The sequence below is a fragment of the Rhodanobacteraceae bacterium genome (assembly GCA_016713135.1).
GTDB lineage: Bacteria > Pseudomonadota > Gammaproteobacteria > Xanthomonadales > SZUA-5 > JADKFD01.
Window position 1 is genome coordinate 161898 of the sequence record JADJPR010000003.1, and the last position, 24985, is coordinate 186882.

The 24985-nt window shown below is 67.5% G+C and carries 22 protein-coding genes and 2 pseudogenes; 12 read left to right on the top strand and 12 right to left on the bottom strand.

All coding sequences use genetic code 11. The features are described from left to right. Positions 1 to 86 precede the first annotated feature (86 nt). From IPK27_04935 to IPK27_04960, 6 genes are all read right to left on the bottom strand, one after another. Positions 87 to 971: a phosphoribosylaminoimidazolesuccinocarboxamide synthase gene (locus IPK27_04935; protein ID MBK8066979.1), complete on the bottom strand. Its 885-nt coding sequence runs from the start codon at positions 969 to 971 to the stop codon at positions 87 to 89. 9 nt (positions 972 to 980) lie between these two features. Next, positions 981 to 2264 (bottom strand): glutamate-1-semialdehyde 2,1-aminomutase, encoded by a 1284-nt coding sequence (gene hemL / locus IPK27_04940; GenBank protein ID MBK8066980.1) that lies wholly within the window; start codon positions 2262 to 2264, stop codon positions 981 to 983. 252 nt (positions 2265 to 2516) lie between these two features. Continuing rightward, positions 2517 to 3332 carry an NAD(P)-dependent oxidoreductase gene (locus tag IPK27_04945; GenBank protein MBK8066981.1) on the bottom strand — a complete coding sequence of 272 codons (816 nt, stop codon included), beginning with the start codon at positions 3330 to 3332 and terminating at the stop codon, positions 2517 to 2519. Between the two features lie 143 nt (positions 3333 to 3475). Then, entirely contained in the window at positions 3476 to 4078 is a 603-nt protein-coding gene (locus IPK27_04950; protein MBK8066982.1) for an LON peptidase substrate-binding domain-containing protein, read from the bottom strand. Beyond that, entirely contained in the window at positions 4075 to 5451 is a 1377-nt protein-coding gene (mpl, locus tag IPK27_04955) for a UDP-N-acetylmuramate:L-alanyl-gamma-D-glutamyl-meso-diaminopimelate ligase (protein ID MBK8066983.1), read from the bottom strand. Before mpl ends, IPK27_04950 begins: the two co-directional genes overlap by 4 nt. Next, positions 5448 to 5969, bottom strand: coding sequence for a hypothetical protein (locus tag IPK27_04960; GenBank protein MBK8066984.1), 522 nt, complete (start codon positions 5967 to 5969; stop codon positions 5448 to 5450). The genes mpl and IPK27_04960 overlap by 4 nt, the downstream gene beginning before the upstream one ends. A gap of 24 nt (positions 5970 to 5993) precedes the next feature. On the opposite strand from IPK27_04960, the gene IPK27_04965 reads away from it, so the two are divergent. Beyond that, positions 5994 to 6236: a sulfurtransferase TusA family protein gene (locus IPK27_04965; GenBank protein ID MBK8066985.1), complete on the top strand. Its 243-nt coding sequence runs from the start codon at positions 5994 to 5996 to the stop codon at positions 6234 to 6236. A 3-nt stretch (positions 6237 to 6239) separates the two neighbouring features. Here the strand turns inward: IPK27_04965 and IPK27_04970 are convergent, their stop codons facing one another. Next, the gene (locus IPK27_04970; GenBank protein MBK8066986.1) at positions 6240 to 6800 is read right to left on the bottom strand and encodes an adenylate kinase; all 561 of its coding nucleotides are present in this window, start codon (positions 6798 to 6800) and stop codon (positions 6240 to 6242) included. Between the two features lie 420 nt (positions 6801 to 7220). On the opposite strand from IPK27_04970, the pseudogene IPK27_04975 reads away from it, so the two are divergent. Then, positions 7221 to 8479: pseudogene (locus IPK27_04975) on the top strand (6-phosphofructokinase). Position 8480: 1 nt separating this feature from the next. Further along, entirely contained in the window at positions 8481 to 8924 is a 444-nt protein-coding gene (locus IPK27_04980) for a hypothetical protein (GenBank protein MBK8066987.1), read from the top strand. 16 nt (positions 8925 to 8940) lie between these two features. Here IPK27_04980 and IPK27_04985 read toward each other — a convergent pair whose 3' ends face one another. Beyond that, entirely contained in the window at positions 8941 to 9555 is a 615-nt protein-coding gene (locus IPK27_04985) for a DUF1330 domain-containing protein (GenBank protein ID MBK8066988.1), read from the bottom strand. Positions 9556 to 9847: 292 nt separating this feature from the next. Between IPK27_04985 and IPK27_04990 the strand changes: the two genes are divergently transcribed. Both IPK27_04990 and IPK27_04995 read left to right on the top strand, forming a co-directional pair. After that, the gene (locus tag IPK27_04990) at positions 9848 to 11905 is read left to right on the top strand and encodes a sodium-translocating pyrophosphatase (GenBank protein MBK8066989.1); all 2058 of its coding nucleotides are present in this window, start codon (positions 9848 to 9850) and stop codon (positions 11903 to 11905) included. Positions 11906 to 12189: 284 nt separating this feature from the next. Further along, a complete protein-coding gene (locus IPK27_04995) occupies positions 12190 to 12447 on the top strand; it encodes a DUF2007 domain-containing protein (GenBank protein ID MBK8066990.1) in 258 nt (85 codons plus the stop codon). A 266-nt stretch (positions 12448 to 12713) separates the two neighbouring features. On the opposite strand, the pseudogene hemB reads toward IPK27_04995, so the two are convergent. Continuing rightward, positions 12714 to 13691: pseudogene (gene hemB, locus IPK27_05000) on the bottom strand (porphobilinogen synthase). A 143-nt stretch (positions 13692 to 13834) separates the two neighbouring features. Here hemB and IPK27_05005 point away from each other — a divergent pair. After that, positions 13835 to 15283: a transglycosylase SLT domain-containing protein gene (locus IPK27_05005; protein ID MBK8066991.1), complete on the top strand. Its 1449-nt coding sequence runs from the start codon at positions 13835 to 13837 to the stop codon at positions 15281 to 15283. A 70-nt stretch (positions 15284 to 15353) separates the two neighbouring features. On the opposite strand, the gene IPK27_05010 is transcribed toward IPK27_05005, so the two are convergent. Then, entirely contained in the window at positions 15354 to 15818 is a 465-nt protein-coding gene (locus IPK27_05010) for a hypothetical protein (protein ID MBK8066992.1), read from the bottom strand. Between the two features lie 311 nt (positions 15819 to 16129). On the opposite strand from IPK27_05010, the gene IPK27_05015 reads away from it, so the two are divergent. Together IPK27_05015 and IPK27_05020 are read left to right on the top strand one after the other, a co-directional pair. Continuing rightward, positions 16130 to 17602, top strand: coding sequence for an AAA family ATPase (locus tag IPK27_05015; protein ID MBK8066993.1), 1473 nt, complete (start codon positions 16130 to 16132; stop codon positions 17600 to 17602). 119 nt (positions 17603 to 17721) lie between these two features. Continuing rightward, positions 17722 to 18480 carry a queuosine precursor transporter gene (locus tag IPK27_05020; protein ID MBK8066994.1) on the top strand — a complete coding sequence of 253 codons (759 nt, stop codon included), beginning with the start codon at positions 17722 to 17724 and terminating at the stop codon, positions 18478 to 18480. 72 nt (positions 18481 to 18552) lie between these two features. Here the strand turns inward: IPK27_05020 and IPK27_05025 are convergent, their stop codons facing one another. Next, on the bottom strand, positions 18553 to 18990 hold the full coding sequence (locus IPK27_05025) for a hypothetical protein (protein ID MBK8066995.1): 438 nt from the start codon (positions 18988 to 18990) through the stop codon (positions 18553 to 18555). Between the two features lie 173 nt (positions 18991 to 19163). Continuing rightward, positions 19164 to 19586: a YkgJ family cysteine cluster protein gene (locus IPK27_05030; protein MBK8066996.1), complete on the bottom strand. Its 423-nt coding sequence runs from the start codon at positions 19584 to 19586 to the stop codon at positions 19164 to 19166. A 125-nt stretch (positions 19587 to 19711) separates the two neighbouring features. On the opposite strand from IPK27_05030, the gene IPK27_05035 reads away from it, so the two are divergent. The 4 genes from IPK27_05035 (at position 19712) to hfq (ending at position 24983) form a co-directional block, all read left to right on the top strand. Further along, entirely contained in the window at positions 19712 to 21877 is a 2166-nt protein-coding gene (locus IPK27_05035; GenBank protein ID MBK8066997.1) for a S46 family peptidase, read from the top strand. A gap of 299 nt (positions 21878 to 22176) precedes the next feature. Then, positions 22177 to 23442, top strand: coding sequence for an MFS transporter (locus IPK27_05040; GenBank protein ID MBK8066998.1), 1266 nt, complete (start codon positions 22177 to 22179; stop codon positions 23440 to 23442). A gap of 226 nt (positions 23443 to 23668) precedes the next feature. Continuing rightward, complete coding sequence (gene miaA / locus IPK27_05045; GenBank protein ID MBK8066999.1) at positions 23669 to 24601, top strand: tRNA (adenosine(37)-N6)-dimethylallyltransferase MiaA; 933 nt, start codon at positions 23669 to 23671, stop codon at positions 24599 to 24601. Positions 24602 to 24725: 124 nt separating this feature from the next. Beyond that, on the top strand, positions 24726 to 24983 hold the full coding sequence (hfq, locus tag IPK27_05050; GenBank protein ID MBK8067000.1) for an RNA chaperone Hfq: 258 nt from the start codon (positions 24726 to 24728) through the stop codon (positions 24981 to 24983). Positions 24984 to 24985: the final 2 nt, after the last annotated feature.

A 24985-nucleotide genomic window follows, 5' to 3' on the forward strand; every position in this document is an offset into this window, starting at 1 on the left:
CGCGAGATCCGACGCGACCATCGCCAACTCGGCTCTTCTTGGCGTCCTTTGCGTCCTTTGCGGACAAAAAGAAGCTCCCGGACTCCTCACGCCGTCAGCAACCTCAACGCCTCCTCGTACTTCGCCCGCGTGCCTTCGATGATCTCGGGCGGGATGCGCGGACCGGGGGCGGTCTTGTTCCAGTCCAGCGTTTCCAGGTAGTCGCGCACGAACTGTTTGTCGAAGGACGGCGGGTTGCGTCCGGGCTGCCACTCGGCGGCAGGCCAGAAGCGCGAGGAATCCGGGGTCAGGATCTCGTCCATCACGCGCAGGGTGCCGTCCTCGTCCAGGCCGAATTCGAACTTGGTGTCGGCGATGATGATTCCGCGCGCCGCGGCGTGCCTGCGGGCGTGGTCGTACAGCGCCAGGGTGGCTGCGCGCACGCGCTCGGCGAGGTCGGCGCCGACCAGTTCCACCGCGCGGTCGAAGCTGATGTTCTCGTCGTGGTCGCCCACCGCGGCCTTGGTCGACGGGGTAAAGATCGGCTGCGGCAGTTCGCCGGCCATCTCGGTGCCCGCCGGCAGCGCGATGCCGCAGACGCTGCCTTTCTGCTGGTACTCCTTCCAGCCCGATCCGATCAGGTAGCCGCGCGCGATGCATTCCACCGGCACCGGTTTCAGCCGTTTGGCGACCACGCTGCGGCGGCGGTACAGCGCCGCGTCCACGCCTTCCGGCAGCACACTGACCGGGTCGATGCCGGTCAGGTGGTTCGGGCAAATGCCCGCGGTCAGGTCGAACCAGAAATTCGACATCTGGGTCAGGATCTCGCCCTTGCCGGGGATCGGATCGGGCAGGATCACGTCGAACGCGGAGAGGCGGTCGGTCGCGACCATCAGCAACTGGCCGTCGGGCAGCGCGTAGACATCGCGCACCTTGCCGCGGTGGATCCGGGTCAGGCCGGGCAGGTGGGATTCGGAGAGCGTGGTGGTCATGGCAGGGCTTCAGGCGATCTCGGCGAAGGCCTCGGCGGCCACGCGCAGGGTTTCGGCGATGATCGCTTCGTCGTGGGCGCTGGAAGTGAAGCCGGCCTCGTAGGCGCTCGGCGCGAAGTACACGCCGCGCTTGAGGCAGGCGTGGAAGAAGCGCTTGAAGGCCTCGATGTCGCAGGCTTGCGCGGCGGCGAAGCTGGTCACCTGCGAGGCCTGGGTGAAGAAGAAGCCGAACATGCCGCCGATTGCGACCGTGTGCAGCGGGACGCCGGCCGCCCGCGCCGCGTCTTCCAGGCCCTTGCACAGGGCCTGGGTGCGCGCCGACAGCGTCTCGAAGAAGCCCGGTTCCTGGATCAGTTTGAGGTTGGCCAGGCCCGCAGCCATCGCCACCGGATTGCCGCTCAGCGTGCCGGCCTGGTACACCGGGCCGAGCGGGGCGATGCGCTCCATGATCTCGCGCTTGCCGCCGTAGGCACCCACCGGCATGCCGGCGCCGATCACCTTGCCGAAGGTGGTCAGGTCCGGGGTCACGCCGTAGATCGATTGCGCGCCGCCGAGCGCCACGCGGAAGCCGGTCATCACCTCATCGACGATGAACACCGAGCCGTACTCGTCGCACAGGCTGCGCAGGCCTTCGAGGAAGCCGGGGACGGGCGCGATCATGTTCATGTTGCCGGCGATCGGCTCGACGATCACCGCGGCGATCTCGTTGCCGACCTCCTTGAAGATCGCGCGCACCTGGTCGAGGTCGTTGAAGTCGGCAGTGATGGTCAGGTCCGCCAGCGCCTTGGGCACGCCCGGCGAATTCGGCAGGCCGAGGGTGAGCACGCCGCTGCCGGCCTTGACCAGGAACGAGTCGCCGTGGCCGTGGTAGCAGCCGGCGAACTTCAGGATGCGCTCGCGCCCGGTGTAGCCGCGCGCCAGGCGGATCGCCGACAGGCAGGCCTCGGTGCCCGAGGACACGAAGCGCACCAGGTCCACGCTCGGCACCAGCTTGATGATCTCGGCGGCGAGTTCGGTTTCCAGCGGATTCGGGCAGCCATAGCTCATGCCGATCGCTGCCATCTCCTGCACCGCCTTGACCACCGCCGGGTGCGAATGCCCGGCGATCATCGGCCCCCAGGAGCCGATGTAGTCGATGTAGCGATTGCCCTCGACGTCCCACAGGTAAGGACCCTGCGCCCGCGCGACGAAGAAGGGCTCGCCGCCGACCTGCTTGAACGCGCGCACCGGCGAATTGACGCCGCCGGGAATGACCGCCTGGGCGGCGAGGAAGGTTTCGTGGTTGGTGGGCATGGGCTTCGAAAAGGGTTCCTGGCTGAGAGCGTTGGTCCGCAAAGGACGCGAAGGACGCAAAGGAAAGCGGGAAGCGGGCGCAGGAGGCCGGCTGGTCTTGCGCAAATTACGAGATCAAGCCGCGGTGCGTACGCCGGTTGATCGTGCTGTGTCGTAATGGCAGCGCTGCGGGACGTCGAAGCCACACGCCACGGCAAGAATCGCTTTCTTTTGCGTCCTTCGCGTCCTTTGCGGACAAAAATAGCTGGTTTCTTAAAGGAACAAATCCGGCAACAACGCCATCCCCGGCTTGACCGCGTAGCGATCGAAATCCTTGACACCGGCCTCGCGCAGCACGTCTTCGTCGATCAGGAACTGGCCGGTGCGCTGGCGGCTGGGGGTGGTGAGAACGGCGTGGGCGGCGTCGGCCATGATTTCGGGGGTGCGGCAGCGCTCGGGGTCGACGCCGGGGATCATCGCCAGCGCGGCGGTGTGGATCACCGTGCGCGGCCACAGCGCGTTGACCGCGATGCCATCGCTGGCGAACTCCGGCGCCATGCCGAGCACGCATTGGCTCATGCCGTACTTGGCCATGGTGTAGGCGGTGTGCGGCGCGAACCACTTCGGATCCATGTTCAGCGGCGGCGCCAGGGTCAGGATGTGCGGGTTGGTCGAGCTCTTCAGGTGCGGGATGCAGGCCTGGCTGACCATGAAGGTGCCGCGCACGTTCACCCCGAACATCAGGTCGAAGCGCTTCATCGGCGTGTCCAGCGTGCCGGTCAGGCTGATCGCGCTGGCGTTGTTGACCAGGATATCGATGCCGCCGAAGGCCTTCTCCGCCTCGGCGACCGCGTTCTGGACGTCTTCGTCGTTGCGGATGTCGCAGCGGACCGGCAGCGCCTTGCCGCCGGCCGCCTCGATGGCTTTGGCTACCGAGTAGATCGTGCCCGGCAATTTGGGGTGCTCGCGTTCCGACTTGGCCGCCAGCACCACATTGGCGCCATCGCGCGCCGCGCGCAGCGCGATCGCCTCGCCGATCCCGCGCGAGCCGCCGGTGATGAACAGGGTCTGGTTGCGCAGGCTGGACATGGGGGCTCCGGTCGGGGATCGAGGGGGCGAATGCTAGCCGGGTTCGCCAAGTGAGCGGGCCGGTGTTGGTGTTGGTTGTAGGTGTTGGTAAAGGCCGGGAACCGGGCTTCGTCCAACACTAACAACCCGCACCAACACCCGCTTCACCCCTCGGGTTCCTCACTCCTGAACCGCGGCAACGCTTCAACGATCCGCTGCAGCCTCTCGTCCGCATCGGTGAGTTCCAGCAGTTGCTGCTTCTCGCCGAGGGTGAAGGGCAGCAATTCGGCGAGGCGGAAGCTCACCCAGCTGGCGTCGTCGAGTTGCGCCTTGGTCGGCTCGGGCGCGCCCTCGATCAGATTCAGGATGAGGTTTTCGGCGAGCGTGGCGAGCAGCGAGAACTGCGGCGGCAGCGGGCGGGTGGGTTCGTCCGGCCACAGGCTCAGGCGTCCGATCATCAGGCCGTCGTGGCGCGCGTGCGCGTGGTCGACATGGAAGCGCTGCAGCCCGTTGCAGCGGATGCCCAGCAGGCCGTCGGGCATGGTGTAGAAATCGACGATCTGCGCCAGGGTGCCAATCGCCAGCGCCGAGGCAGTCTCGCCGGACTCGCGCCCGCGCAGCAGCAGGGTCACGCCAAACGGGCGGCCGTCGCGTGAGCAGTCGCGCACCATCGCCAGGTAGCGCGGCTCGAAGATGCGCAGCGCCAGCGTGCCGCCGGGATAGAGCACGGTCGACAGCGGGAACAGCGGGTATTCGCCGGGCTTCACGGCTGGCCCGCCTGCAGCCGCTGCAGCAACTGGCGCGAGGCGCCTTCGAAGCCGCCGTTGCTCATGAAGATCACGTGGTCCCCCGCGGCCAGGCGCGCCTGTACTGCGTCGAGCAGTGCCTTCACCGAGGCGGCGACCTGCAGCCGTGCGCCGACCGGCGCCAGCGTCGCCGCGGCATCCCAGTTCAGCTCGGGACGCGCCAGCACGTGCACCGCGTCGGCCGCGTCGAAGGCCTGTGGCAGCGCCGCCGCATGCGCGCCCTGGCGCATCGAATTGCTGCGTGGCTCCATCACCGCCACCAGTCTCGCCGCGCCGATCCGCGCGCGCAGGCCGGCCAGCGTCGTCGCGATCGCCGTCGGGTGATGCGCGAAGTCGTCGTAGATCGCCACGCCGGCGGCACTTCCGACCAGCTCCAGCCGCCGCCGCACGCTGCCGAAACCCGCCAGCAGCGCCAGCGAGCGCGCCGGATCCAGGCCGACCGCAGCCGCCGCCGCGATGGCCGCGACCGCGTTGGCGACGTTGTGGCGCCCGGCCAGCGACCAGTGCGCCTCGCCGACAAGAGCGCCAAGATGCCACAACCGGAAGCGCGAGCCGTCGGCAGCGACCAGCTCGCCGCGCCAGTCCAGGTCCGAGGCATCCAGGCCGAAGCGTTCGACCGGGGTCCAGCAGCCCATCCGCAGGACTTCCGCCAGCGCCGCATCTTCGCCATTGACGATCAGCCGCCCGTTGCCGGGCACGATGCGCACGAGGTGGTGGAACTGGCGCTGGATCGCGGCAAGATCGGGGAAGATGTCGGCGTGGTCGTACTCCAGGTTGTTCAGGATTGCGACGGTCGGCCGGTAATGCACGAACTTGCTGCGCTTGTCGAAGAAGGCGGTGTCGTACTCGTCGGCCTCGATGACGAAGTCCTCGCCGCTCCCGAGGCGCGCCGAGACCGGGAAATCCTGCGGCACGCCGCCGATCAGGAAACCCGGATCGCGCCCCTGGCGGTCGAGCAGGTAGGCGAGCAGTGCGGTGGTGGTGGTCTTGCCGTGGGTGCCGGCCACCGCCAGCACGCGCCGCCGGTGCAACACCCGCCGCGCCAGCCATTCCGGGCCGCTGGTGTAGGGCAGGCGCTGGTCCAGCACCTGTTCCACCGCCGGATTGCCGCGCGACATCGCATTACCGATCACCACCTCACGTGGTGGCGGATCCAGGTGCGCGGGCGAGTAGCCCTGCATCAGCGAGATGCCGAGCGCTTCGAGCTGGGTGCTCATCGGCGGGTAGACGTCGCGGTCACTGCCCGCCACTGCCAGTCCCGATTCGCGCGCGATCGCGGCGATTCCGCCCATGAATGTGCCGCAGATGCCCAGGATGTGGATGTCGGCGGTCATTCGAGCGGGAACATCCGGGTGGCCAGTTCATTGCTGAGCATGAACAGCCCGAGCGACAGCGGCAAGGCGAACCAGAACTTCAGCGACAGCGCATGGCGCCAGATGTGGGCGTCGACCACGATGCTCCACAGCAGCAGCGAGAGAAAACCGAGTTGCAGGAACTGCACGCCGAAATCGACCGAATCGCTCGGCGAGCGCACCAGCGCCGCGGAGATCGGCAGCAGGATGAAGGTCAGCAGCACGCCGGTGGCATACAGCGCGATGCCGGCCTGGATGAAGCGCGCCGTGCGCCGGAACAGGCTGAGCACCGCCCAGATCATCGCCACTCGCAGCATCACGCGGCCCAGAAGGGCGCCAAACAGCACCTCGCGACCGATCGCCTGCAGGTAGAGCACGCTGGAGATCAGGTCCAGCGCGATGAATTGCGCCAGCAGCCAGGGTGACGGCGGCGCGTCGGCCGGCGTGCCGCGCAGCTGCAGCAGATCGGTGGTCCAGCGCAGCAGGGCGATCGGGCTCATCGACTCTCGGGCATCATGAGGGGCATGCAGGACGCGGACATTGCACCGGAGATTGTCGACGCGCGCGGGCTCTTCTGTCCGGAGCCGCTGGTGCTCGCGCGCCGGGCGCTCAAACAGCATGCCGCAGGCCGCGTGCTCGAAGTGTGGGCGACCGACCCGCTGGCCTCGCTGGACATCGAGGCGCTGTGCGCGCGCGGCGCCTGCGTGTACCTCGGATGCCGCAGCGACGGCGACGGCATCATGCGCATCCGCATCGAGGCGCGCTGAATCTCAGCCCAGCGCGCGGACGATCCGCTCCAGGATTTCGTCGACCGAACCCTCGCCCGGCACCCGCACCAGGGTGCCCTGTTGCTGGTAGTAGTCGATCACCGGGGCGGTCTGCTCGGTGTAGACGTTCAGGCGATTGGACACTGATTGGGGGTTGTCGTCCGCGCGCCCTTCGGCCTTGGCCCGCCCGGCCAGGCGCGCCAGCAGGGTTTCCTGGGCGACGTCCAACTGCAGCGCCTTGTCGACCGGCTGCTTCAGCCGCGCCAGCATGGCATCCAGTGCGCGTGCCTGCGCCAGGTTGCGCGGGTAGCCGTCGAGGATGAAGCCGGCGGCCACGTCCGGCTGGCCGAAGCGGTCTTCCAGCATGCCGAGGACGATCTCGTCCGACACCAGCGAACCCGCCTCCATCACCGCCTTGGCCTGCAGCCCCAGCGGCGTGCCGGCCGCCACCGCTGCGCGCAGGATCTCTCCGGTGGAGATGTGCGGCACCGCCAACCTGTTCTTCAGCAGCGTGGCCTGGGTTCCTTTGCCGGAACCGGGTGCACCCAGAAGTACGATGCGCATGCGATTGATCTCGAGAAGCGTCGGCGAGGCTGCAGAGCTTGCCAGCGCGCCATTGTTAGGAAAAGACAAACGATGGTCGAACCTAGCGTGCCGCGCCGAAGGCTGTCAAACCGGTGGGGCGGGGCGGGGCGTGGGAGCGAGCGGGGCGCTGATCGAGGCCCGTTCCCGGTTGTGGGTTGTGGGTTCTGGGTTGTAGGCGGCAAAGCTCGAACGCCGCCGCACTGTGGGAGCCGACTCTGTCGGCGATCTTTCTCGCGGCCGCCCGCAGAAGGTCGCGGCTGAAGCCGCGCCCACTGGCTGCCGGCACGCCCGCGCTTGCCGCCCACAACCCACACCCAACCCACAACCCACAACCCACAACCGGCCCGATTGCCGCCCCGCCCGCAATTTGACACGCTAACGGATCGACGGAGAAAGCCCATGCCCGCGCCCAACCTGCTCTACGCCCAGTCCGGGGCGTCACCGCCACGATCAATGCGACGGCCTCTGCGGTGATCGAGACCGCGCGCAAGCACCCCGAGCGCATTGGCCGGGTGTATGCGGCGCGCAACGGGATCATCGGCGTGCTGCGCGAGGAGCTGATCGACACCCGCTTCGAGCGCGATGCGGATATCCGCGCGCTGGCGCACACGCCGGGTGGGGCTTTCGGGTCCTGTCGCTTCAAGCTGAAGTCGCTGGAACAGGACCGTGCGCACTACCAGCGGCTGATCGATGTCTGCCGTGCGCACGACATCCGCTACTTCCTTTACAACGGCGGCAACGATTCGGCCGACACCTCGCTGAAGATCTCGCAGATCGCCGCCTCGCTGGGGCACGAATTGCATTGCATCGGCGTGCCGAAGACCATCGATAACGATCTCGCGCTGACCGATGTCTGCCCGGGTTTTGGCTCGGTCGCGAAATACGTCGCGGTTTCGACCCGCGAGGCCAGCCTCGACGTGCTCAGCATGGCCGAGTCCTCGACCAAGGTCTTCGTGCTCGAGGTGATGGGTCGACACGCCGGCTGGATTGCCGCCGCCGCCGGGCTGGCAGGCAGCCGCGAGGGCGATCCGCCGCACCTGATCCTGTTCCCCGAGGTGGCCTTCGACGAGGCGCGCTTCCTCGCGGCGGTCAAGGATGCGGTGGAACGCCATGGCTACTGCACCATCGTCGCCAGCGAGGGCGTACGCGGCGCGGATGGCAAGTTCCTCGCCGAAGCCGGCACCCGCGATGCCTTCGGCCATGTGCAGCTGGGCGGTGTCGGGCCGCTGATCGCCGAGAAGGTGCGCGCGGCGCTCGGCTACAAGTACCACTGGGCGGTCGCAGACTATTTGCAGCGCTCGGCGCGGCACATCGCCAGCAAGACCGACCTGGCGATCAGCCGCAAGGTCGGCGTGGCCGCGGTCAAGCTGGCGCTGGCCGGCCAGAACGCGGTGATGCCGGTGGTCAAACGGCGCTCCAGCAAGCCCTATCGCTATGACATCGTGGCCCAGCCGCTGTCGGCCATCGCCAACCAGGAGCGCAAGATGCCGGCCAACTTCATCCGCGAGGATGGCTTCGGCATCACGCGCGCAGCACGTACCTATCTGGCACCCTTGGTCGAGGGCGAGGCCTATCCGCCGTATGTGGACGGCCTGCCCGACTATGTGAAGCTGCGCAATCGCGCGGTGGCCAAGAAACTGCCCGACTACAAGGTGTGAAGTGAACTGGATTCTGGCTGCGCTCGCGTTCCAGGCGATCGTCCTCATCCTGCTGGCGCGCAAGCCGTTGTGGCGCGCGCTCGGCGTGTCCGGCCTGATTGCGGTGGGCGTGGTTGGCTGGCTGTGGAGCGCGACCGACGGCGGCCGCAGCAATACCGAGGCCTGGTTGGTGCTGACGGCACTGCCGCTGGTGACGCTCGGCGTGGTCGCCTGGCGCGAGGCGCTCGGCAAGCTGGCGCTGGGCTTCGGCATCGGCCTGACGCTGGCCCTGCTCGCCGCCTGGCGCTGGGCGACGGCCAACCCCGCCGTGGACGCCACTGATGCGGTGATCGTCTACGCCAGCCTGGTGCTGGTGGCGATGGTGGCACTGTTCATGATCGCCGGCGTGCTCGGCATGCGCCTGCTCGTCGCGCATGGGCGTCGGCTGGACGCCGGGAACGGCTGAGCTGGCGCGCGGCCCGTCAGGCGGCCGCCAGTTGCATCGTGGACTTGTTGGGTGCTCCTTGCAGCGAGGGCACCAGCAGCCCATGACCACGCTGGCCGGAACTGAAATTCAGCATCGGTCGTCGCGCCGAGGTCGCCGAGTCCCAGGCATAGATCGCCACGTCGCCCCGGTCCCATTCGCCACGCATGCGCAGGACCGCGCGCTCACGCACCAGCGCCAGCGCGTGGGCGCCCTCGGCTTCGAGCAGGGCGGGCGAAGGGCCGGGGCCGAGGAAGATCGCGATGGATTCGCTGCCAGGCCTGCTGGCCTGCGGCTCGCCTTCAACGGCGATCACCTGGAGGTCCTCCACGCCGCGTGCGCGGGCTGCCGGCTGGCGGTGGGCTGGCGACTGCCAGAAGCCCAGCAGGGAATCCAGCGAGTCCCAGGCCGACAGCATCACGCTCTGCGAGGTGCTGTTGTGTCCGAAGTGCTCGATCGACGTGGCCGACGCGAGCGCCAGCATGCGGCCGCCGGCGCTCGCCTGCAGGCGCGGCAGCGCGTCGAGATACTCGGCCAGCCGTGAGCGCTCGCCGCCCGGCGTCAGCACCAGCAGAAAGGCCATTCGCCCGGAACCGCGGACGCGATCAGACATTCAACGCTCCCCCCAGCACGCGCGACGGTCGGATTGACCGTCCGTTGCAATCATGGCGCGGAAGCGTACGCCAAAAATGCCGCCATGGTCACATTCCGTGACAGGGATGACGATCTTCGTCACGTTCTGCCGCAAATGGCACCTCGGCCAATCGGAAGCCGTGTGCGCCATCCGCGTTCAGCCCCCGTATACTCCGCCCGCTTTTCGACTGGCCCCATGACCTCCGGCATATGCCGCAGGTCGCTCCCGGGCGCTTTTCGACGCATCACTCTCACAACCGGGGAAGTTTTCCATGATTGAGCAGTACGGAATCATGATTGCGCTGGGATGCGCGGTCGTCGCGGTGCTCTACGGCATCGTCTCGACCCAGTGGATCCTCAAGCAGCCGGCGGGCAATCCGCGCATGCAGGAGATCGCCGCCGCCATCCAGGAAGGCGCCAAGGCCTACCTCAATCGCCAGTACACCACGATCGGCATCGTCGGCGCTGTGCTGCTGGTCGTGATCGGCTTCGCGCTGTCCTGGCTCACCGCGATCGGCTTCGCCATCGGCGCGATCCTGTCGGGCCTGGCTGGCTACATCGGCATGTTCGTCTCGGTGCGCGCCAATGTGCGCACCACCGAAGCCGCGCGCAGCGGCATGAACGCCGCGCTGGCGGTGGCTTTCCGCGGTGGCGCGATCACCGGCATGCTGGTGGTGGGCCTGGGCATGCTCGGCGTGGCCGGTTTCTACTCGGTGCTGCTGGGCCAGGGCCTGGAAACCCAGGTGATCCTGGACGCGCTGGTCGGCCTCGCCTTCGGCTCCTCGCTGATCTCGATCTTCGCCCGTCTGGGCGGTGGCATCTTCACCAAGGGCGCCGACGTCGGCGCGGACCTGGTGGGCAAGGTCGAAGCCGGCATCCCGGAAGACGACCCGCGCAATCCCGCGGTGATCGCCGACAACGTGGGCGACAACGTCGGCGACTGTGCCGGCATGGCCGCCGACCTGTTCGAGACCTATGCGGTGACGATCATCGCCACCATGCTGGTCGGCTTCATCTTCGCCGCCCAGGCTGGTCCGCACGCGTTGCTCTATCCGCTGGTGATCAGCGGCGTGTCGATCATCGCGTCCATCATCGGCACCTTCTTCGTCAAGGCCAACAACGGCAAGATCATGGCTGCGCTGTACAAGGGCACCATCGTGTCCGGCGTGCTCGCCGCCATCGCCTTCTACCCGATCACCACCTCGCTGTTCCCGGCGACGGTGGCCGAGGGTTCCGGCGCCTTGACCGCGATGCAGATCTACGGCAGCGCGCTGGTCGGGCTGTTGCTGACCGGGGTGATGATGATGATCACCGAGTACTACACCGGCACCGAATACGCGCCGGTCCGCGGCATCGCCCAGGCCTCGACCACCGGCCACGGCACCAACATCATCGCCGGCCTCGCGGTCTCGATGCGTTCGTGCTGGATGCCGATCGTCGCGGTCTGCGCCGCGATCTTCTGCACCTATGAGCTGGCCGGCCTGTACGGTGTGGCGGTGGCCGCCACCGCGATGCTGTCGATGTCCGGCATGATCGTCGCGCTCGACGCCTACGGCCCGATCACCGACAACGGTGGCGGCATCGCCGAGATGGCCGAACTGGGTCCGGAAGTGCGCAACGTCACCGATCCGCTGGACGCCGTGGGCAACACCACCAAGGCGGTCACCAAGGGCTACGCGATCGGCTCCGCCGCGCTCGCCGCGCTGGTGCTGTTCGCCGACTACACACACAAGCTGGCCACCTACAACATGACCGGCGTGACCTTCGACCTGGCCGACCCGATGGTGCTGATCGGCCTGCTGATCGGCGGCCTGATCCCGTACCTGTTCGGCGCGATGGCGATGGAAGCGGTCGGCCGCGCGGCCGGCTCGGTGGTGGTGGAAGTCCGCCGCCAGTTCAAGGAAATCAAGGGGATCATGGAAGGCACCGGCAAGCCGCAGTACGACAAGGCGGTCGACATGCTGACCAAGGCTGCGATCAAGGAAATGATCGTGCCCTCGCTGCTGCCGGTTGCGGTGCCGATCGCGGTCGGCCTGCTGCTCGGCCCGGCGGCCCTCGGCGGCCTGCTGGTCGGCACCATCGTCACCGGCATCTTCGTCGCGATCTCGATGACCACCGGTGGTGGCGCCTGGGACAACGCGAAGAAGTACATCGAGGACGGCCACCACGGCGGCAAGGGTTCGGAAGCCCACAAGGCGGCCGTGACCGGCGACACCGTCGGCGACCCGTACAAGGACACCGCCGGCCCGGCGATCAACCCGCTGATCAAGATCATCAACATCGTCGCGTTGCTGATCATCCCGCTGATTGCCAAGTTCCACGGCGGCTGAGCGGGCGCCACATTGCGGTCGTGGTAATCGGGGCCCCGCGAGCGATCGCGGGGCCCTTTTTCTTGGTTGTCGGTTGCTGGTTGTCGGTTGTCGGCAACAGCTCGCGATCTGCCGAACTGTGTCGGCGCGGCTTCCGTGTCAGGGGTCAAGCGGCAATCCGCGGGGAAGATCGCGGTCAGGGACTTCGCGCCCACGGAACCCAAAGCGCCAGAAACCAGACCGCAGGCCCCCAACGGTGGTCCTCAACCGGGCTAGGATTGGCGCAACCTCCCGCCGGCACGCCGATGCGAACCGTCTACCACGCCGAAAACCTGTTCGACGCGCAGTGGGTCAAGGACGCCCTGGAGGCGGCCGGAATCCCGGCCTTCATCGGCGGCGCGGCACTGACCGGCGCGATCGGCGAATTGCCGGTCATGGGGCTGGTCACCGTGATGGTGCCGGACGGCGCGGTGGCCGCGGCGGCGCCAATCGTGGCCGGCTTCGACCAGATGCTGGCCGAGCGGCCCGTCGGCCGCCGGCGGGGCGCGGCGAGCCGGCTGTGAATGGCGGGTGTGTCGCGGTCAGGGCCGCGCCGAAGCCGGGCCCCGGCGTGCATGAACGGATGGGGTAGCCTGGTTGTCGCGCGCAGAGCGTCCCGGAAAGCCGCAGCGCCCGGTGAGGCGGCGCATTCACCGCCGCGAAAATCAAAGCGGCCGCGGGAAAGATCGCGGACAGAGTCCGCTCCCACAGGACTGCGGCTTGCGAGCCTCGCTGCCGACAACCAACACCAACACCTCACCCCAACCCGCCACCCGCCAGCCGCCTGGGGCTGCGGCGCGAAATAGGTCAGGATGGCATCCGCGCCGGCACGCTTGAATCCGAGCAGGGATTCCATCACCACCGCACGCTCGTCGAGCCAGCCGTTCTGTGCGGCTGCCTTGAGCATCGCGTACTCGCCGCTGACCTGGTACACCGCGGTCGGCATGCCGAAGCGATCCTTCACCCGGCGCACGATGTCGAGGTAGGGCATGCCGGGCTTGACCATCACCATGTCGGCGCCCTCGGCGATGTCGAGTTCCACCTCGCGCAGCGCTTCGTCGCTGTTGGCCGGATCCATCTGGTAGGTGTACTTGTTGCCCTTGCCGAGGTTGCCGGCGGAGCCGACCGCGTCGCGGAAAGGGCCATAAAAGCTGGACGCATACTTCGCCGAGTAGGCCAGGATCCGCGTGTTGACGTGACCGGCGGCCTCCAGCGCGGCGCGGATGGCGCCGACGCGGCCGTCCATCATGTCCGAGGGTGCCACCATGTCGGCGCCCGCGGCCGCATGCGAAACCGCCTGCTTGACCAGCGCTGCGATGGTGACATCGTTCAGCACATAGCCGTCGTCGTCGATGATGCCGTCCTGACCGTGGGTGGTGAACGGATCCAGCGCAACGTCGGTGATCACGCCGAGGGTGGGAATCGCCGCTTTCAGCGCGCGCACCGCGCGCTGCGCGAGGCCCTCGGGATTCCACGCTTCGGCGCCATCCAGCGACTTCGCCGACGGCGGGGTCACCGGGAAGATCGCCACCGCGGGCACGCCGAGCGCGTGCACCTGGCCTGCTTCGCGCACCAGTTCGTCAATCGCCATGCGGTCCACTCCGGGCATCGAGGCCACTGCCTCGCGCCGCCCTTCGCCCTCGGTGACGAACACCGGCCAGATCAGGTCAGCCGCCGTCAGCACCGACTCGCGCATCAGCCGGCGCGAGAAATCGTCCCGGCGCATGCGGCGCGGGCGGACATGGGGATAGCGGGACTCACTGCTCATCGGCATCGCCTCGTCGGAAACCAGACCGCGCATTATCGGGAAAGCCCGCAGGAAAGGGGTTGACCTTGCCCAACGCCTGCCGCCTTGTCGCGCCCAGCGTTCAGCCGCTAATGTCCGCGGCGTTACTCAAGAGTCCATCGCGCATGCGTTCCATCACAGGGGGAATGTGCGCGGCGTTGCTAGTGCTGGCCGGTTGCGCCAGCGCGCCCGAGCGTCCGCCCACGCCGGAACCCGGCCCGACGTCCGGAGACGAAGCCGCCGTGGCGGCGTTGTACGACCGCATCGGTGCCGCCACCTCGCAGTTCCAGGGCGGCCTGGAGCTGATTCGTGCCGGCAGTCCGAAGGATGGTCGCGAAACCATGCGTGCGGCGCTGGCGGACGTCGAGGACGCCGCGCTGCGCTGCGCGGAAACCGTCGGCTGCGAGAGCCAGCGCTTCATCGGCGCGCTGGTGGTGCTGGTGCGGCTGCAAAGCGTGGCGGCCGGCTGGGACGATTTCGGGTACGAGGCGGCCGGCGAGGAGGCGCAGGACGAGGTTGCGACCGCGGCCAACCTGCCCCAGGTCGAGCGCTCCGTGCGCCTGCTGCGCGGCAAGGATCTGCGCGAGCTGATCGAATTGAACGAGCCGGTGCGTGCCGCGCTGGAGGACTGGCTGACCTGGATGCGCCCGCAACTGATCGAGGCCTGGGTCAACTACCAGTACCTGCGTAGCGACATGTACCCGGCGTACCAGCAGGCCGGGCTGCCAGAGGCGCTGTTGTTCGCGATCCTGGCCAAGGAATCGGCCGGGCGCGTGCACGTGTACTCGCGCGCCGGCGCCGCCGGCCCGCTGCAGTTCATGCCGGCGACTGCGCGGCGTTTTGGCCTGGGCGGCAACGGATTCGACGAGCGGCTGGATCCGGCTGCGGTCGCACGCGCCAATGTGCGTTACATCGAAGAGCAACTGGCTGCGTTCAACGACAACCTGGAGCTGACGCTGGCAGCCTACAACGGCGGCGAGGGGCGCATGCGGCGCCTCGCCAGGCAGCATCCCGGGCGTGGTTTCTGGTCCGAGCGCATCTTCTACGCGCTGCCCAGCGAAACCCGCGATTACGTGCCGAAAGTGCTGGCGGCGGCCTATCTGTTCCTGCACCCGGAGCAATATGGGTTGCGCTTCCCGACGGTGGACAACATCCTTGGTGAAATCGGGTTGGAATCGTCGATGTCACTGGCGGAACTGGCGATCTGCCTGGGACAGGACGAGCGTCCCGAAGGCTGGTTTCGCACCCTGCGCAACCTCAATCCGCGGATCAAGTCCGAGGTCCGCTTGCCACTGGGCAGCAAGGTGCGGGTGCCGGTGGCGCTGGTCGATGCGTACGCGCAGCGTTGCCGCGATCAGGATTTCCTGGCGCGGATCGCAGCGCTGCAAGACGCAGCGGAACCCGAGGGGCCCACCCAAGTGGGCTATGCCGTGCGCCGGGGCGATACGCTGGCCGCAATTGCGCGTCGTACGCGCTGCAGCAGCGTCAAGGAGATCGCGGCGCTGAACGGAATCCGCGGCCCCAAGTACGCATTGAAGGTGGGTCAGCGCCTGCGCCTGCCGACGTGCAGCTGATCGTTGCCGGGATCGACGGTCTCCGTCGAACCGCGCGGGCGGCCTTGACCGCCGCCCGCCCGCGCCTGGATCACTTGCGACGCAGCACCGCGCCAACACCGACCAGGCCGACCACCAGGGCCAGCAGGCCAGGCTGCCGCCGTCCAGGGCAGGTGCCGCGATCGGCGGGGGCAGGCGGCGCGGCATTTGCGCCGGTGATGGAATAGGTCGCCGGGCCGCAGACCACGCCCGGGGCATTGGCAACGCCGGACACCACCATGTAGATCTGGCTGTTCGCCGGCACATTGAAGGTCTCGGTGAAGGCCTGCGACGAACCGAAGGACCAGATGTAGTTGTCGCAGATGCTGGCCGGGTTCAGCGGCGCCGAATGGAACGTCACGAAGATGCCGGTGCCGCAGGTCAGCGGATCGAAGTTCGCCGTGACCTGGCCGGTGCCATCCGTGAACATCGGAATGGTGGTGTACTGGAAGTTGCCGCTGCTGAAGGTCGAGCAGGCGTCGCCCGGCGTGCCGGAGCGGAAGAAGCGCGGCGACATGGTCGACTTCGCTGCCGGTGAGGCTCACCTGGCCGCTGGCCACGCGCGGGCCGGGCGCAGCATGTCCGGAGAAGCTCGGGTTGCCCTGGCGCGCAGGGTCATCGCTGACGCTTTGCGCAAGCACGGTGGCGGGGAGCATCGCTGCCGCGAGCGCGAAAGTGGCGAATCTGATCATGGACGGACTCCGAGGCGGATAGGGCGCTTGCCGATCGATACGCCGGCTGCGGGCCGGATTCTCACACATTCGGGGCTGTGCCGCGACGTCAAGCATGGTTTCCCGCCGGGCCGTTGATTCCGGCTAGCATCATCGGATGAACGAACACAACGACCTGGCCGCGCTGATCCGCGCCGACACGCCGCTGCTGGCGATCGACACCCACGAGGAACTGGAGGTGATCGCGTCCTTCCAGCGGGCGTTGGGCTCCAGCCTGCGGCCACTGTATGCGTGGAGCATCACCACCGGCCTCAAGCGCCTCGACATGGAAGCCGAGCCCAAGCCGATGAGCTCCGGCGAAGTCCTGGACGCGATCCGCGACACGCGCCAGAAGAGCGTGTTCCTGCTGCTCGATTACACCCCGTTCCTGCGCTACGTGGTCACGCTGCGGCAGTTGCGCGAGATCGCCATCCGCCAGGGCATCGCCGCGCATACCGTGGCGCTGGTCGGCGCCAACCTGGAGCTGCCCAAGGAAATCGAGGCGCTCGCGGTGCGTTTTTCGCTGTCGCTGCCGAACGAAGCGCAGCTCGACCAGATCGTGCGCGAGGAGGCACTTGCCTACTCGCGCGAGCACGCCGGCAAGCGGGTGCAGATCCATGCCAGCGCGCTGAAGGCCGTGGTGCGCAACCTCAAGGGCCTGGCGGGCAGCGATGCGCGACGGATCGCGCGCCGCATCATCGCCGCCGACGGCATGATCAGCGACGCCGACCTGCCGGCCGTGGCCAAGGCCAAGTTCGAACTGTTGAACAAGGCCGGCGTGCTGTCCTTCGAATACGAGCCAATCGCCTTTCAGGATGTCGCGGGCCTGCGCCGGCTCAAGCGCTGGATCGAGCAGCGCCGCGCGGTTTTCATGGGCGAGCCGACCAAGGTGCCGCTGGACCCGCCCAAGGGCATCCTGTTGCTGGGCGTGCAGGGAACCGGCAAGAGCCTCGCGGCGAAAGCCGTCGCCGGTGGTTTCCAGGTGCCGCTGCTGCGCATGGACATGGCGAGCATCTATAACAAGTATCACGGCGAGACCGAGAAGAACCTGCGCGAATCGCTGGCCAATGCCGAGGTCATGGCGCCCTGCGTGCTGTGGATCGATGAGGTGGAAAAGGCCTTCTCCACTAGCGACAGCGACGGCGGCACCAGCCAGCGCATCCTCGGCTATTTCCTCACCTGGATGGCCGAGCGCAAGGCGAAGATCTTCCTCGTCGCCACCGCCAACGCGATCGACAAGTTGCCGCCGGAACTGCTGCGCAAGGGTCGCTTCGACGAGATCTTCTTCGTCGACCTGCCGGTGGCCGACGTGCGCGTCGAACTGTTCCGCCTGCACCTGGCCAAGCGTGGCCTGAAGCCGGAAGAATTCGACCTCGATGCGCTGGCCGCGGCCAGCGATGGCTTCTCCGGCGCCGAGATCGAGCAGGGAGTGGTCTCCGCGCTCTACGCGGCCCATGGCGAGGGCGGCGCGCTGGACCAGCGCCACCTGGTCGACGAATTGCGCCACACCCGGCCGCTTTCGGTGGTGATGGCAGAGAAGGTGAATCACCTGCGCGCGTGGGCGGCGGAACGGACCGTGCCGGCGGACTGAGAGGCGGGTTCTGGGTTGTGGGTTCTGGGTTGTGGGCAGCCAGAGCTCGCGGAAACTTCCGGGGCAAGGCGCCCCTGTTGCTCCCAACACCACAACTCACAACCCAACCGGCGCAGACCATGCAATCCCGCACCCACCACCTCTACATCCTCCTCGCCGGCCTGTTCATCACCAATGCGCTGATCGCCGAGTTTGTCGGGGTCAAGATCTTCGCCTTCGAGGACACCTTTGGCCTGGCGCCACTGAACTGGAACCTGTTCGGGCAGAGCGGGTCGCTGAACTTCACCGCGGGTGTGATGCTCTGGCCGGTGATCTTCGTGCTCACGGACGTGATCAATGAATACTTCGGCAAGCGCGGGGTGCGCTTCATCTCGTGGCTGACCGTGGGCCTGATCCTGTATGGATTCCTGTTCGCCTACCTGGCGATCCACCTGGCGCCGGCAGGCTGGTGGGTAGGAGTGTCGGCCGCGCAGGGTGTGCCCGACATGCAGGCGGCGTTCGCCGCCATCTTCGGGCAGGGGATGTGGTCGATCGCCGGGTCTGTGACGGCCTTCCTGGTCGCGCAGTTGATCGATGTGCGGATCTTCCATGCGATCCGCCGGCGCACCGGCGACGGCAAGGTCTACCTGCGGGCGACCGGTTCGACCCTGGTCTCGCAGTTCTTCGACAGCTTCATCGTGCTCTACATCGCCTTCGTGCTCGGACCGCAACAGTGGTCGATGGAACTGTTCCTCGCGATCGGCACGGTCAATTACTGCTACAAGGCGCTGATGGCGCTCGCACTCACCCCGGTGATCTATGCGGTGCGTCGCGGCATCCATGCCTTCCTGGGAGAGGACGAGGCGGCGCGACTCAAGCAGCGCGCGCAACTGGATTGAGCGGCAGACAGCCGACAAAACGCGGCCTGGCGCGGCCGACGTCAGGTGAAGTGCACCCGCGGGCGCGGCAGTTCAGGCGACCTTGCTCGCCGCCCAGTGCTGATCAGCCGTCGTCGCGTTTCCCACCGATTCCTTCAGCATGCGCACCGAACGCATGACCGCGCGATGCATGTCCTGCATTTCGCTGTAGGGCAGGTCCTTGGTTTCGTGGTACGCAACCGCCAGCCACAAGGCAATACCGCGCAGTTTCAGCGGCACATTGTCCGACTTGACGCGCTCGATGGCGATCGCTGTGCCGTTACCCCAAGGGCTGTAACGTTCAGGGTTCTCGCTGGAGTACAGGTGCGGCACGGCCGAGGCCGCTGCGTTGGCGAACTCCTTCTGCGACAGCGCGTAAAGCGCACGGCGTTGATCCAGGGAAAGTCCCTGAATCGCTTTTTCCAGATCTTTCAGCTGACTGCGCAGAGTCAGGTAGCGCGCAAGTGCCAGCGTGCGAAAGACGAACTTCATGGCGTCTGCCCCTGTTCGATATCTGGATGGAATGGTGTCACGACGGACACAGTTCCTCCCCCCAGAGAATGCCAACCTAGTCACAAGTTGACGTGGTGTGTCACATTGGTGCGTAGCGTGCCCATCCACGTCCGAAAGGTCAAGCCTCCGTCAATTCTCCGGACGGCTCCCGCTCAGCCGTCGGGAATCAGCACGGAAGGAATCGGAGGGAAACGCTTGCGGTATTCGGCACGCTCGTCGCGGCAGTACCCGGCACCCATGACGAACCGGCGGCAGGACGCTGGGCGCGATTCGTAGATGCTGCAGCACATGCGTCGATGGTCCAGCGCCACGCACCAGCCATCCTCGCCATGTGCCATCACTTCAATGCCATGATCGTCCACCTCGACCATCCAGCGCGGAACGCGATCCTCCGGGAACACGACAACGGTCAGGCGGCAACACACGGCATCGCAGTCATTGCAATGCACTGTCGGATCGGTCGCTTCGTCTGCCTCGGTCCACTCGATGATCACTATCGCCTCCAGGCGAATGCACGCGCTACCGCGATCGCAGATCAGTTCGCGAGCGTTGCCAACCTCTGCAGCATGCGCCATTCAGCCTGAACCTGCGGGGGCCGGCGCCAGGATACGGTGCGAGGTGCGACTTCTGGCCGTTGAGTGGCTGCCGGCCATCCCGTACATTCGCGCGCCCCCGATTCCCTATGACCCGCAGGAACCGCATGAAGCGCCTGATCCTGACCTCGCTGCTGGCCCTGTCCACCCACGCAATGGCCGTGGAGGGCATGTGGCAACCGCACCAGTTGCCGTCCATCGAGGCGAAGTTGAAGAAGGCCGGCATCGCGGTCGATCCGAAACAACTGGCCGATCTGACGCGCTACCCGATGAACGCGGTGGTCAGCCTGGGCGGGTTCTGCACCGCCTCGTTCGTCTCGCCGATGGGTTTGATCGTCACCAACCACCACTGCGCGCTGGGATCGATCCAGTTCAACTCGAGCGCCGAGCGCAACCTGATCGAGCAGGGCTTCCTGGCCGGCACCCTCGGCGAGGAACTGCCCGCCGAACCCACCCTGCGGGTCTATGTCACCGAATCGATCACCGAGGTCAGCGAGCGCGTGGTCAAGGGCCTGGGTGAAGACCTCGATGGCCTGGCGCGCTATGCCGCCATCGACCGCGCGCAGAAGGCGCTGGTTGCCGAATGCGAGCAGGACCCTGGCTTCCGCTGCGATGTCTACGTGTTCCACGGCGGCGCGCAGTATTTCCTGGTGCGCCAGATGCAGATCCGTGATGTGCGCCTGGTCTACGCGCCGCCTGCGGCCATCGGCAATTACGGCGGCGAGGTCGACAACTGGATGTGGCCGCGCCATACGGGCGATTTTGCCTACTACCGCGCCTACGTGGGCCCGGACGGCAAGGCCGCCGACTTCAGCGAGTCGAACGTGCCCTATCGCCCGCAATCGCACCTCAAGCTGCAGCCGGCGGGCCTCAAGGAGGGCGATTTCGCGATGGTCGTTGGCTATCCCGGACGTACCAATCTGCATCGCCTTGCCGAGGAAGTCGCCGACACCGCCGAGTGGGCCTATCCGCAGCAGATCGCGAAATTCCGCCGCTCGCTCGCGCTGATCGAAGAGCACACGCAGGGGCGGCCGGATGCGGCGATCAAGTACGCCAACGCCGTGGCGGGCGCCGGCAACTACCTGAAGAAGTTCGAAGGCACGCTGGAGGGCTTCGCCAAGGCCGGCACCGTGCGCGCGAAGGCCGCGGAGGAGGCTGCGATCCTCCAGTGGGCGCGCAAGCACGACCAGGCGGCCGGACTCGCGGGCCACGCGGCGCTGCGCCAGCAACTCGCCGCGCAGCGCGCCTACCGCGAGCGCGACGCCTGGCTGCAGACACTCGGCTCGCTGTCACTGTACGCCGCCGCGCGCGACCTGGTGCGGCTGCCGGTGGAGCGCGCCAGGCCGGATGCGGAGCGCCAGTTCGGCTACCAGTTGCGCGACGAGCCGCGGCTGGAAGCGCGGCTGCAGCAGTTCGACCGCCGCTACGATCCGCAGGTGGATCGCGCACTGATGCAATGGGTGCTTGGCGAGCTGATCGCGCTGCCGGCCGCCCAGCGCATCCCGGAACTCGACCGCTGGGTCGCCGGGGGTGATGGCGAGCCGACGCCGGCCCTGCTGGCCGAGCGCCTGGACGCCCTGTACGCAGGCACCCGGATTGGCGACGCTGCACAGCGGGCCGAGTGGTTCAAGGCGGATGCCGCGGCGGTCGCGCAATCGAGCGACCCGGCGCTGGCGCTGGCGCGCGCACTGATGCCGGCGCTGCTGCGCATCGAGGACGAGACCGAGCGCTTCCAGGGCGAGGAGTTGCGCAATCGCCCCGCGTGGATGGCCACGCGCATCGCATACGCCCACGCGAAGGGCGACGAGGTCTACGCCGACGCCAACCGCTCGCTTCGCGTCAGCTTCGGCAATGTGCGCGGCTACATTCCGCGCGATGGCGTGCGCTATGAGCCATTCACGGACCTCGCGGGCATCGCCGAAAAGCACACCGGCAAGGTTCCCTTCGACGCGACCGTGCGCCAGATGGAGGCGATTGCTGCCCGCCAGTACGGCCCCTACGCCGTCGACGGAACGGTGCCCGTGAATTTCCTCGCCGACCTGCACATCACCAACGGCAATTCCGGCTCGCCGATCCTCAACGCACGCGCAGAACTGGTCGGCCTGGCCTTCGACGGCAACCTCGGGGCGATCGGCGCCGAATGGCTGTTCGACCCGAAGATCACCCGCACCATCGGCGTGGACATCCGCTACATGCTGTGGGTGATGGACGCAGTGAGCGGCGCGCACCGGTTGCTGGAGGATATGGGCGTGAAGCCGGCGTTCGTGCGCTGAGCGTGGCTGGGTCGGGGCTGCCGGACCGGAGGCACTCGATCCCGCAAGTCTGGTTGTCGGTTGTTGGTTCTTGGTTGTTGGCAGCAAGAGCCCGGTGCCGAGGAACTGTGGGAGCGGCTTCAGCCGCGCGATTCACCCGCGGTCGGCGAACAGATCGCCGACAGAGTCGGCTCCCACAGAAGCTCGGCCCGCGAGCTGAGCTGCGAACAACCAACAACCCCAATAACCAACAACCAACAACCAACAACCAGCGACCCAACCGCAACCACAGCCGCCACCCTGACCCACCCCGAACTCCCATGCCGAAGGCCCAATATCCGCGCGAACTGACCAACTGGGCACTTGTCAGTGTCGGGGTGGGTGCGGTCGAAGGAGCGGTGGCGGCGGCGCTGGTCAAGGCGCGCTTCGGCGATGTGGCCTCGCCCTTCGTGGTCGACCTCGCGGTGGCGCTGGTGGCGGGCGCGCCGGCGTGGGCGAATATCGCCAGCTTCCTGTTTGCTGCGCACCAGTTGGGGCGCGACAAGATTGCGCTGACGGTGCGCTGGCAGACGCTGACCCTGCTGGCCGTGGGTGCGATGGCCGCGCTACCGCAGGGGTTGGCCGGACTGTGGTTGTCGGTGCTGCTGGTGGTGGTCGCGCGCGTCTGCTGGGTGGGTGTGATCACCCTGCGTGCAGTGGTCTGGCGGCGCAATTTTCCGGACGCGGCGCGCGCGCGACTGGCCTCCCGGCTGTCGGCACTGAACGCCGTGCTGATGGGCGGCAGCGGGGCGCTGCTGGGTTGGCTGCTGGGCCATCGTCCCGACCTGATTCCGCTGTTCTTCGCCGTCGCCAGTGGCATCGGCCTTTACGGCGCCTGGCGCTACCGCCGGCTGCGGCTGCGCGGGCACGCGACCCTGCGCGAGCGCGAGCGCGCCGCGCGCAGCGATCGCGACCTCAAGCCCTCCCTCGCCTCCTTCCGCAAGGTGCTCGCAGACGATCCTGTCTATCGCAAGTACATGGGCAGCATGTTCCTGTTCGGCAGCGGCAACCTGATGCTTCCGGCGCCCTTGCTGATCGTGTTCGGCGAGCGCCTGGCCCTGTCCCCTTTCAGCCAGGTCTTGCTGCTCGGCACCCTGCCGCTGGTGGTGCTGCCCTTCGCCATCCTGCTCTGGGCGCGCTATTACGACCGGGTGCACATCATCGAATTCCGCAGCGTCCACGCGTGGAGCTTCGTCACTTCAAGCCTGGCCTTCATGATCGGCTGCGTTGGCGGCGGACTGCCCTGGCTGGTGTTCGGCTCGGCGATGCTCGGCGTGGCCTATGCCGGCGGCCAGCTCGGCTGGAACCTCGGTCACAACGATTTCGCCCGGCCGGAGCAGGCGGCGCTGTACATGGGTGTGCACGTGACCCTGACCGGGATGCGTGGCCTCGCGGCGCCGCTGGTGGGCGTGGCGCTGTATCGCGGCGTCGAGGAACTCGCGCCCGGCCACGGCCAGTGGGCGCTGGTAGTGCCGGTGCTGCTGAACTTCTTCGGCGCGCTGAGCTTCATCCGGCTGCGGCGGGAGCACTTGGGAGAACGGCCGTGAGGTCCTGCGCGGGAGTGGGCGCGAAAATGCCGGTTGTGGGTTGTGGGTTGTGGGTTGTGGGCAGCGGCGACGTCGCGATCCGATTGCATTTGCAGGTAACCGCACCCCTCGAAACCAACAGCGAAGCGCGCAGCCCGCTCTGGCTGCCCATAACCCACAACCCACAACCCGCAACCGGCTTCTTCCCGCACACAGCCAATGAAGCTGGACGCGCAGGAGCGGCCCCATGACGCCCCTCGTCTGCCTCATCGGCCCGACCGCAGCGGGCAAGACCGAGCTGGCGCTGCAACTGGCCGAGGAGCACGGCGCGGAGATCGTCAGCGTGGATTCGGCGCTGGCCTATCGCGGCATGGACATCGGCAGCGCCAAGCCCAGCCAGGCCGAGCGCGCGCGGGTGCGGCACTGGCTGATCGATGTCCGCGAGCCGACGCAGAGCTGGTCGGCGGCGGATTTCGTCGCGGACGCCGAGGCTGCGGTCGGCGACATCGAATCGCGCAGCAAGCGCCCGCTGCTGGTCGGCGGCACCATGCTTTACCTGCGGGCACTGCTGCAGGGTCTGTCCGAATTGCCCGCCGCCGATCCCTTGCTACGGGAGCAGCTGGCAGCCGAACTGGCCAGCCGCGGCGCCGCAGAGCTGCACGCGGAACTCGGGCGCATCGATGCTGACGCCGCGCGGCGGATCCATCCGAACGATCCGCAGCGCCTGCTGCGCGCGCTCGAGGTTTATCGCCAGACCGGCACGCCGATCAGCGTACTGCAGCGCGCGTGGACGGGCGCGCCGCGCCGACCAGGCTTGCTGCTGGCCCTCGCGCCGGCCGACCGCAGCCTGCTGCATCGGCGCATCGAGCAGCGCTTCGACGCCATGCTGGCTGGCGGCTTCCTCGACGAGGTGCGCGCCCTGATGCAATTGCCCGGCATCCACCGCGACCTGCCGTCGATGCGCTCGGTGGGCTACCGCCAGGCCTGGGGCCACCTTGCCGGCGAGTACGATCTGGCGCGTTGCCGCGAGCTGGCGATCTTCGCCACGCGCCAGTTGGCCAAGCGGCAACTGACCTGGCTGCGCGGCACCGAGGGGGTCGAGTGGTTCGACCCGACCGATGCTCGCGCCATGGCTGCCGTGCGCGAACGGGTGGCAAGCGCGTTCGCACGCGGCTGCTGATACACTGCCGACACCTGCGGCCCGGATGTACCGGATTGTGAAGCTCGCGTGACGCCCCTTGCGTCGCGCCCGTCACGGCCGCAGGGGCAGTATCCAGACCAACAACAAACTAGAGAGGGCGCTCATGTCCCGCGGTCACTCGCTCCAGGATCCATTCTTGAACGCACTGCGCCGCGAGCGCGTGCCGGTGTCGATCTACCTGGTCAACGGCATCAAGCTGCAGGGCCAGATCGAGTCCTTCGACCAGTTTGTCGTGCTCCTGCGCAACACAGTCAGCCAGATGGTCTACAAGCACGCGATCTCCACCGTGGTGCCGGCGCGCAATGTGCGCATCACCGAGTCCGGTACTGGCGAGGGCGGTGAAGTGGAGCACGGGAGTTGAGC

What these genes read in the sequence shown, in the direction of transcription:
- mpl (MBK8066983.1), bottom strand. Translation starts at nt 5,451, where the DNA reads ATGACCGCCGACATCCACATCCTGGGCATCTGCGGCACATTCATGGGC.
- IPK27_05010 (MBK8066992.1), bottom strand. Translation starts at nt 15,818, where the DNA reads ATGTCGCCGCGCTTCTTCCGCTCCGGCACGCCGGGCGACGCCTGCTCG.
- IPK27_04960 (MBK8066984.1), bottom strand. Translation starts at nt 5,969, where the DNA reads ATGAGCCCGATCGCCCTGCTGCGCTGGACCACCGATCTGCTGCAGCTG.
- IPK27_05035 (MBK8066997.1), top strand. Translation starts at nt 19,712, where the DNA reads ATGAAGCGCCTGATCCTGACCTCGCTGCTGGCCCTGTCCACCCACGCA.
- IPK27_05030 (MBK8066996.1), bottom strand. Translation starts at nt 19,586, where the DNA reads ATGGCGCATGCTGCAGAGGTTGGCAACGCTCGCGAACTGATCTGCGAT.
- IPK27_04990 (MBK8066989.1), top strand. Translation starts at nt 9,848, where the DNA reads ATGATTGAGCAGTACGGAATCATGATTGCGCTGGGATGCGCGGTCGTC.
- IPK27_04985 (MBK8066988.1), bottom strand. Translation starts at nt 9,555, where the DNA reads ATGTCTGATCGCGTCCGCGGTTCCGGGCGAATGGCCTTTCTGCTGGTG.
- IPK27_05025 (MBK8066995.1), bottom strand. Translation starts at nt 18,990, where the DNA reads ATGAAGTTCGTCTTTCGCACGCTGGCACTTGCGCGCTACCTGACTCTG.
- IPK27_05040 (MBK8066998.1), top strand. Translation starts at nt 22,177, where the DNA reads ATGCCGAAGGCCCAATATCCGCGCGAACTGACCAACTGGGCACTTGTC.
- IPK27_05005 (MBK8066991.1), top strand. Translation starts at nt 13,835, where the DNA reads ATGCGTTCCATCACAGGGGGAATGTGCGCGGCGTTGCTAGTGCTGGCC.
- IPK27_05015 (MBK8066993.1), top strand. Translation starts at nt 16,130, where the DNA reads ATGAACGAACACAACGACCTGGCCGCGCTGATCCGCGCCGACACGCCG.
- IPK27_04935 (MBK8066979.1), bottom strand. Translation starts at nt 971, where the DNA reads ATGACCACCACGCTCTCCGAATCCCACCTGCCCGGCCTGACCCGGATC.
- IPK27_04965 (MBK8066985.1), top strand. Translation starts at nt 5,994, where the DNA reads ATGCAGGACGCGGACATTGCACCGGAGATTGTCGACGCGCGCGGGCTC.
- hfq (MBK8067000.1), top strand. Translation starts at nt 24,726, where the DNA reads ATGTCCCGCGGTCACTCGCTCCAGGATCCATTCTTGAACGCACTGCGC.
- IPK27_04970 (MBK8066986.1), bottom strand. Translation starts at nt 6,800, where the DNA reads ATGCGCATCGTACTTCTGGGTGCACCCGGTTCCGGCAAAGGAACCCAG.
- IPK27_04945 (MBK8066981.1), bottom strand. Translation starts at nt 3,332, where the DNA reads ATGTCCAGCCTGCGCAACCAGACCCTGTTCATCACCGGCGGCTCGCGC.
- miaA (MBK8066999.1), top strand. Translation starts at nt 23,669, where the DNA reads ATGACGCCCCTCGTCTGCCTCATCGGCCCGACCGCAGCGGGCAAGACC.
- IPK27_05020 (MBK8066994.1), top strand. Translation starts at nt 17,722, where the DNA reads ATGCAATCCCGCACCCACCACCTCTACATCCTCCTCGCCGGCCTGTTC.
- hemL (MBK8066980.1), bottom strand. Translation starts at nt 2,264, where the DNA reads ATGCCCACCAACCACGAAACCTTCCTCGCCGCCCAGGCGGTCATTCCC.
- IPK27_04995 (MBK8066990.1), top strand. Translation starts at nt 12,190, where the DNA reads ATGCGAACCGTCTACCACGCCGAAAACCTGTTCGACGCGCAGTGGGTC.